Raw genomic sequence first — 17,197 nt, 5'->3', positions numbered from 1 at the left:
TTTAAGATGGAAGTAGCGGCACGTTTAAAAGGCGCAAGAATTTCTGCCCAGAAGGCTCGTTTGGTTGCTGACCAAATTCGCGGTAAGGGCGTAGAGGAATCGCTGGATCTGTTGACGTTCAGCTCTAAGAAAGCGGCGAGCATTATTAAGAAAGTGCTTAACTCCGCAATCGCCAACGCTGAGCACAACGAAGGCGCTGATGTTGATGAGTTAAAGGTTTCTACGATCTTCGTAGATGAGGGCTCTACTATGAAGCGTCTTCGTCCACGGGCAAAGGGTCGCGCGGATCGTATTCTGAAGAGATCTTGTCATATCACGATTAAAGTAGCTGACAGCGAAGGCTAGGTAGGAGAGACCACATGGGTCAGAAAGTACACCCGACCGGCATCCGGCTGGGAATCGTTAAAGAACACAATTCCGTTTGGTACGCTAGCGGTAAGAATTACGCGGCGAACTTGGTAACGGACCTAGAGGTTCGCGAGCTGCTCGAGAAGAAGCTTGCGAGTGCATCGGTTAGCCGAATTGTTATTGAGCGTCCGGCGCAAACCGCACGCATTACGATTCACACCGCCCGTCCTGGTATCGTTATCGGTAAAAAGGGCGAGGATGTCGACAAGCTGCGTAAGGAGCTGTCTGTCAAAATGGGTGTGCCGGTTCATATCAACATCGAAGAAATCCGCAAGCCGGATCTTGAAGCGAAGTTGGTAGCCATGAACGTCGCTCAGCAGTTAGAGCGCCGAGTTATGTTCCGTCGTGCGATGAAGCGTGTTGTTCAAAACGCAATTCGTCAGGGCGCGGAAGGAATAAAAGTACAGGTAAGTGGTCGTGTCGGCGGAGCTGAAATAGCTCGTACCGAGTGGTATCGCGAAGGGCGTGTGCCATTGCACACACTGCGCGCCGATATCGATTATGCGACGCACGAAGCAGCTACGACTTACGGCATCATTGGTGTCAAGGTCTGGATCTTCAAGGGTGAAATCTTGGGAACCAGAAAAGAAGCGGTCGAAGCTAAGGCTAAGAAAGGTTCAGAGTAAGGGTTACGCAAATGTTACAGCCGAAGCGCACAAAGTTTCGCAAGCAACACAAAGGTCGCAACCGTGGTCTGGCAGAGCGCGGTAGCCGGGTCAGCTTTGGTGATTTCGGCCTGAAGGCAGTTGGTCGCGGACGTATTACAGCTCGTCAGATTGAAGCGGCACGTCGTGCAATGACGCGTCACATCAAGCGGGGCGGAAAAATTTGGATTCGTGTCTTCCCAGACAAGCCAATTACTGAAAAACCCTTAGAAGTTCGTCAGGGTAAAGGTAAGGGTAATGTTGAGTACTGGGTTGCTCAGATTCAGCCTGGTAAGGTCTTGTACGAAGTAGAGGGCGTTACTGAAGAACTGGCGCGTGAAGCATTCGCCTTAGCGGCGGCAAAGATTCCTGTGCCGACTGCGTTTGTTAAACGGGTGGTGATGTGATGAATGCTTTAGAACTACGCGAAAAGTCAGTTGAAGATCTGAATGCCCAACTGTTGCAGTTGCTTGAATCACAATTCAAGTTGCGTATGCAAAAGAGTACCGGCCAGTTAGCGCAGACGCATTTGCTAAAGCAAACCCGTCAGGAAATTGCACGCGTTAAAACTGTGCTCCAGGAAAAGGCAGGTAACTAAGATGTCAGAAGTAGCTAAAAGTGCTCGTACAGCGACCGGAAAAGTGGTCAGCGACAAGATGGATAAGACCATCACTGTTCTGATCGAGCGTCGGGTTAAGCACCCGATTTACGGTAAGTACATTACGCGCTCATCGAAAGTTCACGCTCATGATGAAAAAAATGAGTGCAAAATTGGTGATGTAGTGACAGTTTGCGAAACACGTCCAGTATCTAAGTTGAAGACTTGGGCATTGGTTAGTGTAGATGTAACGGCTACCCAGGTTTAATTTCACCGGCGGCCATTGTGCAATCGCTTGATGCACAGTTGACTGGTTTGGAGTAAGAAATGATTCAAACAGAAAGCTATTTGGAAGTTGCAGATAACAGTGGCGCACGTCGCGTTATGTGCATCAAAGTGCTTGGCGGCTCACATCGTCGCTATGCACGAGTCGGTGATCTGATCAAAGTCACAGTCAAAGAGGCTATACCTCGCGGCAAAGTGAAAAAAGGTCAGGTAATGACAGCTGTTGTAGTTCGTACTAAGAAAGGCGTTCGTCGTGGTGACGGTTCGCTGATCAAGTTTGACGATAACGCTGCAGTGTTGCTAAACAATAACCACGCTCCTATTGGCACTCGTATTTTTGGGCCAGTAACGCGTGAATTGCGTGGCGAGAAGTTCATGAAGATTATCTCTTTGGCACCGGAAGTACTTTAAGTTACCGGGTGTAGAGAGAAGGCTGAGGTCAGGTTATGCGTAAGATTAAGCGTGAAGACGAAATTATCGTCTTAACCGGTAAAGACAAAGGCAAGCGCGGCGTTGTTCAGAAGGTAATGGACAACAATAAGCTGCTAGTGTCTGGCATTAATATGATTAAGAAACACCAGCGTCCAAACCCGCAGTTGGGTGTAGCTGGCGGTATCGTCGAGAAAGAAGCGCCGATCCAGGTTTCTAATGTAGCGATTTATAATCCGACTTCTAAAAAAGCGGATCGCGTGGGCTTTAAAGTGGCCGAAGATGGCAGTAAGACCCGTATCTTTAAATCCAGCGGCGAAGCGGTTGACGCGTAGGGGTTAGTGGAAAATGGCACGATTAGGTGAACTATACCAAAACGAGTTACGGGCTAAGCTGATAGAAGAGCTGTCTTTAGCTAACCCTATGGAAGTTCCGCGCATCACTAAAATCACCTTGAACATGGGTGTGGGTGAAGCGGCTGGTGATAAAAAAGTTCTTGAAGCAGCGCTGTCTGATTTGCAGAAAATCGCAGGTCAAAAGCCAGTAGTTACGAAGGCGCGCAAATCAATCGCGGGCTTTAAGATTCGTGACGGCTGGCCGATTGGTTGCAAGGTGACCCTGCGTGGCGCCCATATGTACGAATTTTTGGATCGTTTAGTTAGCATTGCGATTCCACGTGTTCGCGATTTCCGCGGCATAAGCCCGAAATCATTTGACGGCCGTGGTAACTTTGCAATGGGTGTGACTGAGCAGATCATATTTCCAGAAATTGATTACGATAAAGTTGATACACTGCGCGGTCTGGATATCACCATAACCACAACCGCTCGTAACGACGATGAAGGTCGCGCGCTGTTAAAAGCGTTTAACTTTCCGTTCAAAGGTTAAGGGGTAGGGGATATGGCAAAGCAGTCAATGAAAGCGCGTGAATTAAAACGCACTCTAACTGTTGAAAAATTCGCTGCAAAGCGCGCTGAGCTGAAGGCAATTATTGTCAGCGTAACCGCTAGCGACGAAGAAAAGTGGGATGCACAGGTTAAGCTGCAAAAGTTGCCACGCGATGCGAGTCCATCTCGCCAGCGTCGTCGCTGCCAGATTACTGGTCGTCCACACGGTGTTTACCGCAAGTTTGGTCTTTGCCGTAACCAGCTCCGTCAAGCCGCAATGCGCGGTGATGTCCCCGGCTTAGTTAAGGCTAGCTGGTAATCTGAGAATTTTGCTGTCGCTGGCATTTGCCGCGGCGTTTAACGGGAGCAAAACATGAGCATGCAAGACCCTTTAGCGGATATGCTAACACGCATCCGCAACGCTCAGATGGCAGGTAAAACTGCTGTCACCATGCCGTCATCTAAATTGAAAGTATCTGTAGCTAAGGTGCTTGAAGATGAAGGTTATGTCGCCAGTTCACGGGTTGAAGAACAGGGTGGCAAGGCGGAACTGACGGTAGAATTAAAATACCATCAGGGCAAGCCGGTTATCGCAGAAATCAGTCGCGTTAGTCGCCCTGGTCTCCGCGCTTACGCAGGTAAAGATGAATTGCCATCAGTACGTGCAGGGCTGGGTATCGCTATTGTGTCAACCAGTCATGGTGTAATGACTGATCGTGCAGCACGAGCTGCCGGTGTTGGCGGCGAAGTGCTTTGCACTGTTTTCTAACCCGACAGTTTAAAGAGTTCTTAACATGTCAAGAGTAGCGAAAAGTCCAGTGACTATCCCTTCAGGGGTTGAGGTCAAACTCGACGCCAGCAATATCTCTATAAAGGGCAAGAAAGGCACGTTAGTTATGCCTTTGCACAAGTCTGTAGAGATTAAGCAGGAAGACGGGTCTTTAGTATTTTCAGCGCGTGAAGGCGCGAAAGATGGTTGGGCAATGGCGGGTACTACTCGTTCACTGACTAACAATATGGTTGTCGGTGTTAGTGAAGGTTTCCAGCGTAAGCTAATCCTTCAAGGTGTCGGTTACCGTGCCAAAGCAAATGGTAATTCTGTAAATTTGGTGCTGGGTTTTTCGCACCCAATTGACTACGCATTACCAGAAGGCGTTACTGTCGATACACCAACACAGACTGAAATTGTGTTGAGTGGCACCGACAAGCAGGTTTTAGGTAAGGTAGCGGCCGAAATCCGCGCGTTCCGTCCACCAGAGCCGTATAAAGGTAAGGGTGTTCGTTACGCGGAAGAAAACGTCCGTCGTAAAGAAGCGAAGAAAAAGTAAAGGCAAGGTTATGAGCGATAAGAAAGTTTCAAGATTACGTCGTGCCCGCCGTGCTCGCTTTAAAATGCGTGAGCTACGCGCCGTACGTTTAAGCATTCACCGCACACCACGCCACATGTATGCACAGCTTATCGCAGCATCAGGTGACGTAGTGTTGGCGAGTGCATCTACACTAGATAAAGATTTGCGCGCTGGTGCGACCGGTAATGTCGCTGCAGCCGCTAGTGTGGGCAAGTTGATCGCTGACCGTGCGAAAGCCGCAGGCGTGACAAAGGTCGCTTTTGACCGCAGTGGATTTAAATTCCACGGCCGTGTCAAAGCGCTGGCAGATGCTGCCCGTGAAGGTGGTTTGGAATTCTAAGGTTTTAGGCGATGGCGTATAACGATCAGAAAGACAAAGCAAACACTGAAGGCCTGCAAGAGAAGCTTGTTCAGGTAAACCGTGTTGCCAAAGTGGTCAAAGGTGGCCGCATTTTCAGCTTCACTGCTCTTACAGTAGTGGGTGATGGTAGCGGTAAAGTTGGCTTCGGTCGCGGTAAAGCACGTGAAGTGCCTGTCGCTATCCAGAAGGCAATGGAAGCAGCTCGCCGCAATATGGTTCAAGTAGATATTAAAGGTGACACCATTCAGTACGCCGTAAAAGGTCGTCATGGTGCATCTAAGGTCTACATGCAGCCGGCATCTGAAGGTACTGGTGTTATTGCCGGTGGTGCGATGCGCTCGGTGCTAGAAATTGCTGGTATTCATAACGTATTAGCTAAGTGCTACGGTTCTACAAACCCGGTAAACGTGGTTCGTGCAACTATTAAGGCACTGGAAAGTGTTTCTTCTCCAGAAGAAGTCGCAACAAAGCGCGGCAAAACTGTAGAAGAGATCTTGGGCTAAGACAAAGGCAGGATTTGCTATGAACAAGATTAAAGTCACATTAGTTCGTTCTGTTGCGGGACGACTGAAGTCGCACAAGGCCTGTGTTGCCGGTCTTGGCTTGCGTCGTATTCGCCACACTGTGGAAGTAGAAGATACTCCATCAGTGCGCGGTATGATCAATAAGGTCAACTATTTAGTACGTGTTGAGGGATAAGTGATGAGCGATATGCGTTTAAATACGCTGAGCCCGGCACCCGGTCGAGTCAAAGAAGGCAAACGGGTAGGTCGTGGTATCGGTAGTGGCTTGGGTAAAACCGCAGGTCGTGGTCACAAAGGTCTGAAGTCTCGTTCAGGTGGCAGCGTGCGTCCAGGTTTCGAAGGCGGTCAGATGCCTTTGCAGAAGCGTTTGCCAAAATACGGTTTCACTTCACGCTTGTCTCGCGTTACTGCGCAAATCCGTACGTCGGAATTGATGGCAGTTGCTGATGACGTGATTGATCTGGATGCGTTGAAGCGTGCTGATTTAATTAACAGCAACATCGAGCGTGCAAAGATCTTTTTGTCTGGTGATCTGAATAAAGCTGTTACTGTTAAAGGTTTGGCGGTAACTAAAGGCGCTCGCGAAGCAATAGAAAAAGCGGGCGGCAAAGTCGAGGAATAAGGCGAACTAAATGGCGAAGCCCAATCCACTGTCAGCTGGTAATAAATCCGGAATGGGCGAGCTTATGGCTCGCCTCCGTTTTTTACTACTAGCGATAATTGTTTATCGTATCGGTACTCACATACCGGTGCCAGGTATTAATCCGGATCAGCTCGCCGCGTTGTTCAATCAAAATCAGGGTACCGTCCTTGGTTTGTTTAATATGTTCTCGGGCGGTGCCTTAGAGCGCATGAGCATATTGGCTCTGGGCATCATGCCGTACATTTCTGCATCGATCATTATGCAGTTAATGTCGGCGGTGAGTCCTCAGCTAGAGGCCTTAAAGAAGGAAGGTGAGGCTGGGCGTCGTCAGATTAGCCAGTACACACGTTACTTAACGGTAGTGCTTGCACTCTTGCAGGGAACGGGAATGACTGTAGGTTTGGCCAATCAGGGTCTAGCTTACAGCGCAGATTTTACTTTTTACTTTGTTTCGGTTGTGTCATTGGTTACCGGGGCCATCTTTATGATGTGGCTTGGTGAGCAGTTAACTGAACGAGGTGTGGGTAACGGCATATCGATGCTGATATTCGCGGGTATTGTTGCAGGTTTGCCATCGGCGGTCGGGCAGTCTTTAGAGCAGGCACGTCAGGGCGAGCTGAATATATTGGTTTTGCTGGCGATACTGGTTCTAGCGATTGCGGTTGTTTATTTGGTTGTCTTTATTGAGCGTGGTCAACGGCGTATTACAGTAAATTACGCTAAACAGCAGCGCGGCAATAAGATGTACCAAGCGCAGTCTAGCCACTTGCCAATGAAAGTGAATATGGCGGGTGTTATACCGGCAATCTTTGCGAGTTCTATTTTGTTATTCCCCGCGTCTATTGCGCAGTGGGTAGGGCAAAGTGGAGAGGGCATGGAGTGGTTGCAGGATGTTGCTCTGGCAATTGGGCCGGGACAACCATTAAACATTTTGTTGTTCACAGCATTAATTGTTTTCTTCTGTTTCTTCTATACGGCGTTGATGTTCAACCCGGATGAAGTGGCAGACAACCTGAAGCGTTCAGGTGCGTTTTTACCTGGGATTCGTCCCGGTAAGCAAACTGCGAATTATATAGACGGCGTGTTAACCCGGTTAACCATGTTTGGCTCCTTGTATATTGCCGGCGTGTGTTTGTTACCGCAGTTTTTGGTCGTGATGTGGAATGTACCGTTTTATCTCGGTGGTACCTCATTGTTGATCGTAGTGGTGGTGGTGATGGATTTTATGGCACAGGTACAATCTCACCTGATGTCCCAGCAGTACGACTCGGTCTTGAAAAAGGCAAATTTGAAAAATTACGGCGGTGGTGCGCGCTAACGCTCACTAACCTGATGGCTTGTTTGGAGTATCACAATGAAAGTACGTGCATCGGTAAAGGCAATTTGCCGCAACTGTAAAATTGTTCGTCGTAAGGGTGTGGTTCGGGTTATTTGTAGCGTTGAACCACGTCACAAGCAGCGGCAGGGCTAAGCAATTCGGTATCGGGGTTGCTTTGCTTCCTCGGTGCGGGTAGACTACTGCGCCTTTCGTGCAGCGGTTGTCCGCTTTCCGGTCATTGCTAGGCGTTAAAAGAATTGGGCTTAATTGGAGTAACCTGAATGGCTCGTATTGCAGGTGTCAACATACCAGATAACAAGCATGCTGTTATTTCGTTGACCTATATATATGGCATTGGCCGTACAAGTGCTAAAGCACTGTGCGCTAAAACAACTATTGCTGAAGACGCGAAAATCAGTTCTTTGTCTGAAGAGCAGCTTGATGCGCTTCGTGGCGAAATCGCGAAAATGTCTGTAGAAGGCGACTTACGTCGTGTTGTTTCTATGAACATTAAGCGTTTACTGGATTTGGGCTGCTACCGCGGTCTGCGTCATCGTAAAGGTCTGCCGCTTCGCGGTCAGCGTACTAAGACCAACGCGCGTACGCGCAAAGGTCCACGTAAGCCGATTCGTAAGTAATTTAAAGGCAGTAATCCTTTAGTGTAGCTACACCACTTGTGTAGTGTTGATATTAGAGATGGATATAGAACATGGCCAAACCAGGCAAACAAGCTCCACGTAAGAAGGTCAAAAAGACCGTCGTGGACGGTGTTGCGCATATACATGCGTCATTTAACAACACCATTATCACTATTACTGATCGTCAAGGTAACGCGCTGAGCTGGGCAACAGCAGGTGGAAGCGGTTTCCGTGGCTCACGTAAAAGTACCCCTTTCGCTGCACAGGTTGCTGCAGAGCGTGCTGGTAATGCTGCGAAAGATTACGGTTTGAAAAATCTAGATGTTGAAGTTAAGGGCCCAGGACCAGGACGCGAGTCTGCAGTGCGCGCCTTGAATAACTGTGGCTACAAGATTACAAACATCACTGACGTGACGCCGATACCGCACAATGGTTGCCGTCCTCCCAAGAAACGTCGCGTTTAATTAACAGTTGAGGAATACAGAAAATGGCTAGATATTTAGGCCCAAGCTGTAAATTATCCAGACGGGAAGGTACCGACCTGTTCCTGAAGAGTGGTGTTCGTCCTCTGGATTCTAAGTGTAAAGCAGAAACCGCACCTGGTATGCACGGTGCGCGTCGTGGTCGTCTTTCTGACTACGGTGTTCAGTTACGTGAAAAGCAAAAAGTTCGTCGTATGTACGGCGTACTAGAAAAGCAATTCCGCGCTTACTATACAAAAGCTGCTCGCCGTAAGGGCGCGACAGGTGAGAACCTGCTTCAGCTTTTAGAAAGCCGTCTAGACAACGTAGTTTACCGTATTGGTTTTGGCTCTACTCGTGCTGAAGCGCGCCAGTTGGTGTCACATAAATCAGTATTGGTAAATGGCAAGACTGTAAACGTACCGTCTTACCAAGTACAAGCTGGTGATGTTGTAAGTGTTCGTGAGAAAGCGAAAGCGCAACTGCGTATTCAGTCTGCAATCACTTTAGCTGCTCAGCGCGGCGACTGTGCCTGGATTGACGTAAATGCGACCAAGATGGAAGGCGTTTTCAAAAGCGTTCCAGATCGTAGCGACTTGTCTTCAGAAATCAACGAACAGCTTATCGTTGAGCTTTACTCGAAGTAAGTTAAACTCCGGACAAATCACTACAGGTGACCTATGCAAAGTGCTGTCAATGAATTTCTAACTCCACGTGTTATCCAGGTTGAAGAGCTTGGTCAGACGCGTGCGAAGGTGACCCTTGAGCCACTAGAGCGTGGATTCGGTCACACCTTGGGTAATGCTTTGCGCCGTATTTTGCTTTCTTCTATGCCGGGTTGTGCGGTAACTGAAGTTGAGATTGACGGTGTTCTGCATGAGTACAGTGCAATGGAAGGTGTGCAGGAGGATGTTATTGAGATCCTGCTTAACCTGAAAGAAGTTGCTGTCATTATGCACGGTAAAGATCAAGCTACCTTGGTTCTTAATAAAAAGGGTCCAGGTGTAGTTACTGCTGGCGATATTCAAACTGATCATGAAATTGAAATCGTCAACACCGACCACGTTATTGCTAACTTGAACGATGACGGCGAAATTAACATGCGCCTTACCATCGCTCGCGGTCGCGGGTATGTGCCTGCTGATTCACGCGATAACGCCGACGAAGAGACGCGCTCAATTGGCCGTCTGCAGTTGGATGCAAGTTACAGCCCGATTAGCCGCGTAAGCTATGTGGTAGAAAGCGCGCGTGTTGAGCAGCGTACTGACCTTGATAAATTGGTTTTGGACTTAGAAACCAATGGCACTATCGATCCGGAAGAAGCGATTCGTCGCGCAGCAACCATTCTACAGCAGCAGCTGGCGGTGTTTGTTGACCTGGAAAGCGAAGGCGAGAACGAGCCTTCACGTGAAGAAAACGAAGTGGATCCAATTCTGCTGCGCCCAGTTGATGATCTTGAATTGACTGTACGTTCAGCTAACTGCTTAAAAGCAGAGAATATCTACTACATCGGTGACTTGGTGCAACGGACAGAAGTTGAGCTTCTTAAGACGCCAAACCTTGGTAAAAAGTCGCTGACAGAAATTAAAGACGTATTGGCGTCACGTGGTTTGTCTTTAGGTTTACGCCTAGACAACTGGCCGCCAGCAAGTCTTAGAAACGACGACCGAGTTCTCGCGTAATTACGCGAGAACTTTCGAATATTTTTTGCTGAGATAGCAACGTTTATTAAAGGAAAAAGCCATGCGTCATCGTCATAGTGGCCGTCAATTAAACCGTAATAGCTCTCATCGTAAAGCGATGTTCCGCAACATGACGGCGTCTTTGGTTGAGCACGAATTGATTAAAACAACCCTACCTAAAGCCAAAGAACTGCGTGGCTACGCAGAGCCTTTGATTACGCTTTCTAAGGTAGATAGCGTTGCTAATCGCCGTCTTGCGTTTGCGCGTCTGCGCTGCGATTCAGCAGTTGGTAAACTCTTCACCGATCTGGGTCCTCGCTATGAGGGTCGTCCAGGTGGCTATATCCGTATTATGAAATGCGGCCTGCGCTCTGGCGATAAAGCACCAATGGCTTATGTAGAGTTGGTTGATCGTCCAGTGATTGAAGAAGCTGATGACGAGTAAGTAAGAGTGTTTAAAAAGCCGGCTAATTAGCCGGCTTTTTTTTTGTCTTCATTTTTTGCGTTAAATTAACGCCGGGAATTAATTCCCGGCGGCGGCTTTTCTTTGCGCTGTCAGTTTCAGTACGTCTGCTAAGAAGTGGCCGGTGTGTGATTGCGGCATTGCAGCGACATCTTCAGGTGTTCCCTCAGCGATGATCTGACCGCCACCACTACCACCTTCTGGGCCGAGATCTACAATCCAATCAGCGGTTTTTATTACATCTAGATTGTGTTCTATGACGACAACGGTATTGCCGTGATCGCGTAGACGATGCAATACGGTTAGCAATAACTGTATGTCTTCAAAGTGTAAGCCCGTAGTTGGCTCATCGAGTATATAGAGCGTCTTACCTGTGTCTCGTTTGGATAGTTCTCGCGCTAGCTTTACACGCTGTGCTTCGCCACCGGACAAGGTAGTCGCGGCTTGTCCCAAGCGAATATAACTAAGACCAACATCCATTAAAGTTTGTAATTTCTTGCTGATACTCGGGACATTTTCAAAGAAGTCGTTGGCATCTTCTACCGTCATTTCCAAGACTTCATGAATGTTTTTGTTTTTATAGGTTATCTCGAGAGTTTCGCGATTATAGCGCTGACTTCTGCACACTTCGCAGGCTACGTAGATGTCGGGTAGGAAATGCATCTCAACCTTGGTAACACCATCACCTTGGCAGGCTTCACAGCGTCCGCCTTTAACGTTGAAACTAAAGCGGCCGACTTTGTAGCCGCGTGAGCGGGCTTCTTGGGTACCTGCGAAAAGCTCTCTAATGGGAGTGAAAATGCCGGTATAGGTCGCTGGATTTGAGCGCGGGGTGCGACCGATTGGACTTTGGTCGATGTCGATACATTTGTCGACTTGGTTTAAGCCGGTTACCGATTCGTGTGCAGCAGGTGCTAGTGTCGTAGCGCCATTTAGCTCTGTTGCTGCTACTGGGTATAGTGTGTGGTTGATCAGTGTGGATTTTCCGGAACCGGAAACACCGGTAATGCACGTCATTAATCCCAGTGGCAGCGTCAGGTCAACATTCTGTAAGTTGTTGCCGTTTGCGGCTTTAATTTGAAGAATCTTTTTCGGATTAAATGGATGGCGTTTTTCGGGTATGGCGATGGCCTTTTTACCCGACAGATACTGCCCGGTGAGTGATTCCGAATTGTTTAAGATATCTTCGATTTTGCCTTGAGCGATAACTCGACCGCCATGAACGCCAGCGCCGGGGCCAATATCGATGATATGGTCTGCAGTTCGAATTGCGTCTTCATCATGTTCAACCACGATGACTGTATTGCCGATATCGCGAAGATGTCTGAGGGTTTTCAGCAAGCGTTCGTTGTCGCGTTGATGGAGGCCAATAGATGGTTCATCAAGAATATACATGACGCCGACAAGGCCTGCGCCAATTTGACTGGCAAGGCGAATTCGCTGCGCCTCGCCGCCAGACAATGTGTCAGCACTGCGGTCTAGTGTTAAGTAATTCAGTCCAACGTCGACTAAAAAGCGCAGGCGATCGTTTATTTCTTTTAATATTTTCTCTGCAATTTGAGCGCGCCGCCCCTGCAGCGTCAGGGTTGTAAAATATTCGCGCGCGGCGCCAACTGGCATTGCCGCAATTTCTGGAAGGGTATTGTCTAGAATGAAAACGTTGCGGGCTTCCTTTCTTAGACGCGTGCCAGAGCAGTCCGGGCACGGCTGAGTGTTCAGGAATTTACTGAGCTCTTCGCGAACAGTTTGGGACTCGGTGTCTTTATAGCGCCGGTCCATATTCGGAATCACGCCCTCGAAGGGGTGTTTGCGTTGGAAGTTGTCGCCGCGCTCATTGATATAAGTGAAACTGATTTCCTCGGCATCGCTGCCGAAGAGTATTTTCTTGCGGTGTTCGTCACTGAGAGATTCGAAGGGCGCGTCGACATCGAAGCCATAGTGCTCAGCAAGTGACGTTAGCATATGAAAGTAGTAAACACTGCGGCGATCCCAGCCGCGAATTGCCCCAGTCGATAAGCTCGCCTCGGGGTGTTGAATAATCCGGCTCGCGTCAAAAAATTGCTTAACGCCAAGTCCGTCGCAGCTGCTGCAAGCGCCGAGCGGGCTATTGAAAGAAAATAGTCTAGGCTCTAGCTCGGCTAGGCTATAGCCACAATGTGGGCAGGCGAACTTAGAAGAAAACACTAACTCCGCTACGCTGTCGTCGTCCATGTCGGCAACGCGTGCAACGCCGTCGGTTAACTCCAGGGCGGTTTCAAACGATTCGGCTAGGCGCTGGCCGATGTCATCGCGAACTTTAAATCGGTCGACTACAACTTCAATAGAATGCTTTTTGTTTTTATCTAGGCTGGGCAGATCATCTAAATCAGTGACGATGCCGTTCACACGTGCGCGGACAAAACCTTGGCTGCGCAATTTTTCAAAGGTATGTAAATGTTCACCTTTGCGATTTTGAATAACGGGTGCGAGCAGCATCATCTTGCTGCCCTCTGGCAAGGCCAGCACGGTATCAACCATTTGGCTCACGGTTTGTGCAGACAGCGCGGTGTTGTGATCTGGGCAGCGTGGTTCGCCCGCGCGTGCAAATAGCAGGCGCAGATAGTCGTAAATTTCAGTAATGGTGCCGACTGTTGAGCGCGGGTTGTGGGAGGTAGATTTTTGCTCTATCGATATTGCTGGCGATAAACCTTCAATGTGGTCGACGTCAGGCTTTTCCATCATCGACAAAAATTGTCGCGCGTAGGTTGAAAGTGACTCCACGTAGCGGCGTTGGCCCTCGGCGTACAGCGTGTCAAAGGCGAGTGACGATTTACCTGAGCCAGATAAGCCTGTAATCACCACTAGTTTGTCGCGGGGAATGTCGAGGTCTATGTTTTTTAAATTGTGGGTGCGGGCACCGCGAACGATAATCCGATCCATAGTAATTCCCAGCCGGTAAACCCGACATTATACGGTGACGGTGGAGTCGGGCGCAAAATAAGCTACGCTTTTTTGATAGCGGTTTTTCATATGGGGTTTAGCTGTTAGAATCGGCGTTTATTTATTCTCGTATTCAGGATCCCTCCTTTGAGTCATCACACGATGAGCGCAGCCGAGCGTCGTTCAGTCGCTTCACTGGCGACATTGTATGCGTTTCGAATGCTCGGCTTGTTCATGCTTTTACCGGTCTTAAGTTTGTACGCGAGTGAGTACAATCACAGCACGCCGGTACTCGTAGGGTTGGCCTTAGGAATTTACGGCTTGGGGCAGGCGGCGCTGCAAGTGCCGCTCGGCATGCTGTCGGATCGAATCGGGCGCAAACCGGTTATTATTGCTGGGCTGCTTCTGTTTGCTGCAGGTGGAATCGTAGCGGCAAGCGCCGATAATATTATCACCGTGATCTTTGGGCGCTTGCTGCAGGGTACTGGGGCAATTGCGAGTACGCTGACCGCATTGCTTGCCGACCTTACTCGCGAACAACATCGCACCAAGGCAATGGCGGCAATTGGGGGCAGTATTGGTGTTTCTTTCGCGGTGGCGATGGTGCTGGGACCTCTTGTAGCAGCATCATTCGGCGTCTCTGGGCTATTTTTGCTCACTTCATTGCTGGCGGTGATTGGTGTAGTTATTACCTTGTGGCTGGTGCCGACACCAAATATTAGTAGTGGCTTAGATGCAGATAGCCAATCGCTAAGTGGCTTGCTTGGGCGCTGCTTGCGCGACAGTAATTTGATGCGCTTAAACCTTGGGATTTTTACATTGCACGCGGTGCTGATGGCGATATTTGTAGCGGTGCCGAGCTTGCTTGAAGATCAGGGGCTGGTGCGCAGCGATCATTGGAAAATGTATTTGCCGGTGATGGTGTTGGCATTCATCGGCATGGTGCCGTTGATTATCTGCGCTGAAAAATATGGTCGCATGAAGCAGATATTTTTGTCTGCAATCTTTGCAATCATGTTCGTGTTGTTTGCAGCGACATGGCTAGCCAAAGATTATTGGTATTTGGTGTCGATGATCACTATTTTCTTTGTTGCATTTAATTTACTTGAAGCCTCATTGCCTTCCTTAGTTAGTAAAACGGTTTATCCTGGTGGTAAAGGAACGGCAATGGGGGTGTACTCGACATTCCAGTTTTTTGGCGCTTTTTGCGGTGGCGCCCTCGGTGGCGGACTGTTTGGGCGCTGGGGCGTGACGGCATTATTTGTTGGCGCGGCAATACTCGCTGGGATCTGGTTGTTTGTCGCTTGGGGTATGACGGTTCCGGCTAAATCTGAGAATGTGGTTTTATATTGGCAGTTCGGCGCATGGGATTCCGCCACGCTACGTCAAGAGCTTCTGCTTTTGCCGGGTGCGGTTGATATCACCATACTTGAAAGCGAGCAACTAGCCTATTTGCGGGTTGGCTCGGAGTTCGACCCGGCTTCTTTGCCTGAGGGAATACGCCTCAGCAGCTAATAGCGCTAGAATCCGGTATAGTTAATTTTTGCGACAGCAGTGGTCGCGGTGATAGAAATAATAGGAGGTGGCGCATGGCGCGTGGAGTGAATAAAGTTATCCTGGTGGGGAATCTGGGCCAGGATCCTGAAACCCGTTATATGCCATCTGGCGGCGCGGTTACCAATGTGACAGTGGCGACGAGCGAGACGTGGAAAGACAAGCAAAGCGGTCAACCACAAGAGCGCACAGAGTGGCATCGGGTGGTGTTTTTTAACCGCCTGGCAGAGATTGCCGGTGAGTATTTAAAGAAAGGTTCTAAGATTTACCTTGAGGGCTCTTTGCGTACTCGTAAGTGGCAGAACAAAGAGGGTGTTGACCAATACACCACTGAAATTGTGGCGGCAGAAATGCAAATGCTCGATAGTCGTGGCGGTGCCGGTGGTGACAACAGCTACAACGATAGTGGTTATTCGTCACAAGCTCCGGCACAGGCATCACCTGCACCGCGTCGCGCGCCTCCGCCGCAGAGTCAGGCGCCAGCGCAAAGCGCTCCGCCAGCAGGTGGCTTTGATGATTTTGATGATGATATCCCGTTCTGAATGACATAAACATTGTTGTGTAAAGGTGAATCAATTCTGCCTGGCCGTAACTCGTTGTTTTTGTTGTCTATTTTGAAAAATCAAAGCCCTTTTGTGTGTAAACATAGAGAGGGCTTTTTTGTGCTTACCTGATTTGTAGCGTTAACGTTTCGCATGTGACCTTAATTTGTAACGGTACGGTACTTTAGCAAAATGCCATTTGTTAAGCTGGAGGTGCGGGTTAAGGAAATGCCAACCAAGCTAGAAAGTGTCTAGTTACCTCTGGAAAGTCCATTGATCGACATGCAATACAAGGTAACCGGCCGCAGAAGCCAGTTCGGGTACACCTCACATCAACGAAATGATGACCTACCATATCTATGCCAACCCCGCGCGCGTCAATCTGCCGCTAGTTCCACCGGGTTCTGGCTTTGTAGAGCGTCCTCCCAAAGTGAAATACTTTGAAGCAACAGCTGATAACTTAAGCTGTTTTCCTGTGGAACCTCCATTCCCCGGGCGTATATAAACAATTTTGTGAACCAATCGCGTTCAATTTCGTTGATCCTGTGTACAGCTGATCTTGTTATGCGTGAATGAATGCCCATACGCAATTGCATACGCAATGCATCGACTTTGAGAATGCAGTCCATAAATTCCACTGTGTCGAAGTAGGAAAAGACGGAGTGAGAATGGTAAACATTACGGTCGTTGTAAGCTTCCAGGTTAATTTGTTCAATGAAGGCTTCTGTATCTTTACGTAGCAGCTCTAGAAGAGACCTTGCTTGGTCTTTAAGTAGAACAATTTTAGAGTTCAACATTGCCTCATCAATGTGCTTGCGGGTCGCTTCAAAAACGGGATCATTACGGCTGTAAAATTGCCAGCCTGCATAGTGGTCGGCCCATCCACGTTCAAGCTCAACTATAAACGTATCTAAGCACCCAGCAGCTGTTACCGTGTCAATGTAAGTAGTGGCTTCCTTCAAAATTCGTTCTTCGTCCCATTCAGCCGCCACTGTTTTTCTCAGCTCTAGAAGAAGTCCGACCCCATGCAGCAAGAACGCTGAATTTGAAAAACCATTATTTTGGAAACAGCGGTGTAGGGCATCGAGAGCGACGTCGTATTTGGCTTGAGAGAGCGTTCCAAATTCCAACAAAGGCCACCAAGTGGGTGCATTGCTGATTGGAAAAAATCGGCTCGATAGCAGTTCAGAGTTTAGATCCTCTTCTTTCACCAGTCCGGAACCGATGATATATGACCAGGTTTCTGGGGAGGCCAAAAACTGTGCATAATATGACTGACCATATCTTAAATTATGCCATTGCCAAATGCTGTCGAGTATTGTGTCAGCGGGGGTAAGTCCCGCTTTCTGTTTGTCTCTTGCGCGCAGCATGTAGTTATTGACGCGCTTAACATCGCTGTGTGTTAGCAGCCCCGCACGTACAGGTATATCAAGTACTGGTACTGAGTAAACCACCCGCCGAACCTCAATCGTAGCAGAGCGAGTGACCCGAA

The 17,197-nt window shown here is 48.8% G+C and carries 26 protein-coding genes; 24 read left to right on the top strand and 2 right to left on the bottom strand.

From position 1 onward, the window contains the following. Positions 1-6 precede the first annotated feature (6 nt). The 22 genes from rplV (at position 7) to rplQ (ending at position 10,672) form a co-directional block, all read left to right on the top strand. Positions 7-345, top strand: a complete 339-nt coding sequence (gene rplV, locus AAC007_RS15935; RefSeq protein WP_103684253.1) for a 50S ribosomal protein L22 — start codon at positions 7-9, stop codon at positions 343-345. A gap of 14 nt (positions 346-359) precedes the next feature. Then, a complete protein-coding gene (gene rpsC / locus AAC007_RS15930; RefSeq protein WP_103684252.1) occupies positions 360-1,034 on the top strand; it encodes a 30S ribosomal protein S3 in 675 nt (224 codons plus the stop codon). Positions 1,035-1,045: 11 nt separating this feature from the next. Beyond that, positions 1,046-1,459 carry a 50S ribosomal protein L16 gene (gene rplP / locus AAC007_RS15925; RefSeq protein WP_219045107.1) on the top strand — a complete coding sequence of 138 codons (414 nt, stop codon included), beginning with the start codon at positions 1,046-1,048 and terminating at the stop codon, positions 1,457-1,459. After that, entirely contained in the window at positions 1,459-1,650 is a 192-nt protein-coding gene (rpmC, locus tag AAC007_RS15920) for a 50S ribosomal protein L29 (protein ID WP_219045108.1), read from the top strand. Before rplP ends, rpmC begins: the two co-directional genes overlap by 1 nt. A 1-nt stretch (position 1,651) precedes the next feature. Next, positions 1,652-1,918, top strand: coding sequence for a 30S ribosomal protein S17 (gene rpsQ / locus AAC007_RS15915; RefSeq protein WP_103684249.1), 267 nt, complete (start codon positions 1,652-1,654; stop codon positions 1,916-1,918). 59 nt (positions 1,919-1,977) lie between these two features. After that, positions 1,978-2,346, top strand: coding sequence for a 50S ribosomal protein L14 (gene rplN, locus AAC007_RS15910; protein WP_103684248.1), 369 nt, complete (start codon positions 1,978-1,980; stop codon positions 2,344-2,346). Positions 2,347-2,381: 35 nt separating this feature from the next. Beyond that, on the top strand, positions 2,382-2,699 hold the full coding sequence (gene rplX, locus AAC007_RS15905) for a 50S ribosomal protein L24 (protein ID WP_103684247.1): 318 nt from the start codon (positions 2,382-2,384) through the stop codon (positions 2,697-2,699). Between the two features lie 13 nt (positions 2,700-2,712). Continuing rightward, a complete protein-coding gene (gene rplE / locus AAC007_RS15900; protein WP_219045109.1) occupies positions 2,713-3,252 on the top strand; it encodes a 50S ribosomal protein L5 in 540 nt (179 codons plus the stop codon). Positions 3,253-3,264: 12 nt separating this feature from the next. After that, on the top strand, positions 3,265-3,570 hold the full coding sequence (gene rpsN / locus AAC007_RS15895; protein WP_219045110.1) for a 30S ribosomal protein S14: 306 nt from the start codon (positions 3,265-3,267) through the stop codon (positions 3,568-3,570). Between the two features lie 54 nt (positions 3,571-3,624). Continuing rightward, a complete protein-coding gene (gene rpsH / locus AAC007_RS15890) occupies positions 3,625-4,020 on the top strand; it encodes a 30S ribosomal protein S8 (RefSeq protein ID WP_219045111.1) in 396 nt (131 codons plus the stop codon). A 25-nt stretch (positions 4,021-4,045) separates the two neighbouring features. Next, a complete protein-coding gene (gene rplF / locus AAC007_RS15885) occupies positions 4,046-4,579 on the top strand; it encodes a 50S ribosomal protein L6 (protein ID WP_219045112.1) in 534 nt (177 codons plus the stop codon). Between the two features lie 10 nt (positions 4,580-4,589). Beyond that, on the top strand, positions 4,590-4,940 hold the full coding sequence (rplR, locus tag AAC007_RS15880; protein ID WP_103684242.1) for a 50S ribosomal protein L18: 351 nt from the start codon (positions 4,590-4,592) through the stop codon (positions 4,938-4,940). A gap of 11 nt (positions 4,941-4,951) precedes the next feature. Further along, positions 4,952-5,464: a 30S ribosomal protein S5 gene (rpsE, locus tag AAC007_RS15875; protein ID WP_103684241.1), complete on the top strand. Its 513-nt coding sequence runs from the start codon at positions 4,952-4,954 to the stop codon at positions 5,462-5,464. 19 nt (positions 5,465-5,483) lie between these two features. Continuing rightward, positions 5,484-5,660: a 50S ribosomal protein L30 gene (rpmD, locus tag AAC007_RS15870; RefSeq protein WP_103684240.1), complete on the top strand. Its 177-nt coding sequence runs from the start codon at positions 5,484-5,486 to the stop codon at positions 5,658-5,660. Between the two features lie 12 nt (positions 5,661-5,672). After that, the gene (gene rplO / locus AAC007_RS15865; protein ID WP_339678097.1) at positions 5,673-6,107 is read left to right on the top strand and encodes a 50S ribosomal protein L15; all 435 of its coding nucleotides are present in this window, start codon (positions 5,673-5,675) and stop codon (positions 6,105-6,107) included. 10 nt (positions 6,108-6,117) lie between these two features. After that, positions 6,118-7,446 carry a preprotein translocase subunit SecY gene (gene secY / locus AAC007_RS15860; protein WP_339678073.1) on the top strand — a complete coding sequence of 443 codons (1,329 nt, stop codon included), beginning with the start codon at positions 6,118-6,120 and terminating at the stop codon, positions 7,444-7,446. Between the two features lie 36 nt (positions 7,447-7,482). Next, entirely contained in the window at positions 7,483-7,599 is a 117-nt protein-coding gene (gene rpmJ, locus AAC007_RS15855; protein ID WP_219045114.1) for a 50S ribosomal protein L36, read from the top strand. 128 nt (positions 7,600-7,727) lie between these two features. Next, positions 7,728-8,084 (top strand): 30S ribosomal protein S13, encoded by a 357-nt coding sequence (gene rpsM / locus AAC007_RS15850; protein WP_219045115.1) that lies wholly within the window; start codon positions 7,728-7,730, stop codon positions 8,082-8,084. 71 nt (positions 8,085-8,155) lie between these two features. Beyond that, on the top strand, positions 8,156-8,548 hold the full coding sequence (gene rpsK / locus AAC007_RS15845) for a 30S ribosomal protein S11 (RefSeq protein ID WP_159270108.1): 393 nt from the start codon (positions 8,156-8,158) through the stop codon (positions 8,546-8,548). 23 nt (positions 8,549-8,571) lie between these two features. Then, on the top strand, positions 8,572-9,192 hold the full coding sequence (rpsD, locus tag AAC007_RS15840; RefSeq protein ID WP_219045116.1) for a 30S ribosomal protein S4: 621 nt from the start codon (positions 8,572-8,574) through the stop codon (positions 9,190-9,192). Between the two features lie 33 nt (positions 9,193-9,225). Next, positions 9,226-10,227: a DNA-directed RNA polymerase subunit alpha gene (gene rpoA / locus AAC007_RS15835; protein ID WP_219045117.1), complete on the top strand. Its 1,002-nt coding sequence runs from the start codon at positions 9,226-9,228 to the stop codon at positions 10,225-10,227. A 61-nt stretch (positions 10,228-10,288) separates the two neighbouring features. Continuing rightward, positions 10,289-10,672 (top strand): 50S ribosomal protein L17, encoded by a 384-nt coding sequence (gene rplQ / locus AAC007_RS15830; RefSeq protein ID WP_296435856.1) that lies wholly within the window; start codon positions 10,289-10,291, stop codon positions 10,670-10,672. Between the two features lie 78 nt (positions 10,673-10,750). Here the strand turns inward: rplQ and uvrA are convergent, their stop codons facing one another. Next, positions 10,751-13,609 (bottom strand): excinuclease ABC subunit UvrA, encoded by a 2,859-nt coding sequence (uvrA, locus tag AAC007_RS15825; protein ID WP_339678066.1) that lies wholly within the window; start codon positions 13,607-13,609, stop codon positions 10,751-10,753. A 147-nt stretch (positions 13,610-13,756) separates the two neighbouring features. Here uvrA and AAC007_RS15820 point away from each other — a divergent pair, with 147 nt between their 5' ends. After that, positions 13,757-15,124: an MFS transporter gene (locus AAC007_RS15820; protein ID WP_339678064.1), complete on the top strand. Its 1,368-nt coding sequence runs from the start codon at positions 13,757-13,759 to the stop codon at positions 15,122-15,124. A gap of 74 nt (positions 15,125-15,198) precedes the next feature. Continuing rightward, positions 15,199-15,705: a single-stranded DNA-binding protein gene (gene ssb / locus AAC007_RS15815; RefSeq protein WP_339678063.1), complete on the top strand. Its 507-nt coding sequence runs from the start codon at positions 15,199-15,201 to the stop codon at positions 15,703-15,705. A 377-nt stretch (positions 15,706-16,082) separates the two neighbouring features. Here the strand turns inward: ssb and AAC007_RS15810 are convergent. After that, positions 16,083-17,197: hypothetical protein (locus AAC007_RS15810; RefSeq protein ID WP_339678061.1), on the bottom strand; the 1,115-nt coding region annotated here is incomplete at its 5' end.

Source organism: uncultured Zhongshania sp., from assembly GCF_963975605.1.
GTDB classification, from domain to species: domain Bacteria; phylum Pseudomonadota; class Gammaproteobacteria; order Pseudomonadales; family Spongiibacteraceae; genus Spongiibacter; species Spongiibacter aquimaris.
Note: the sequence above shows the minus strand (reverse complement) of the source record. Positions and strands in the feature narration are given on the sequence as shown.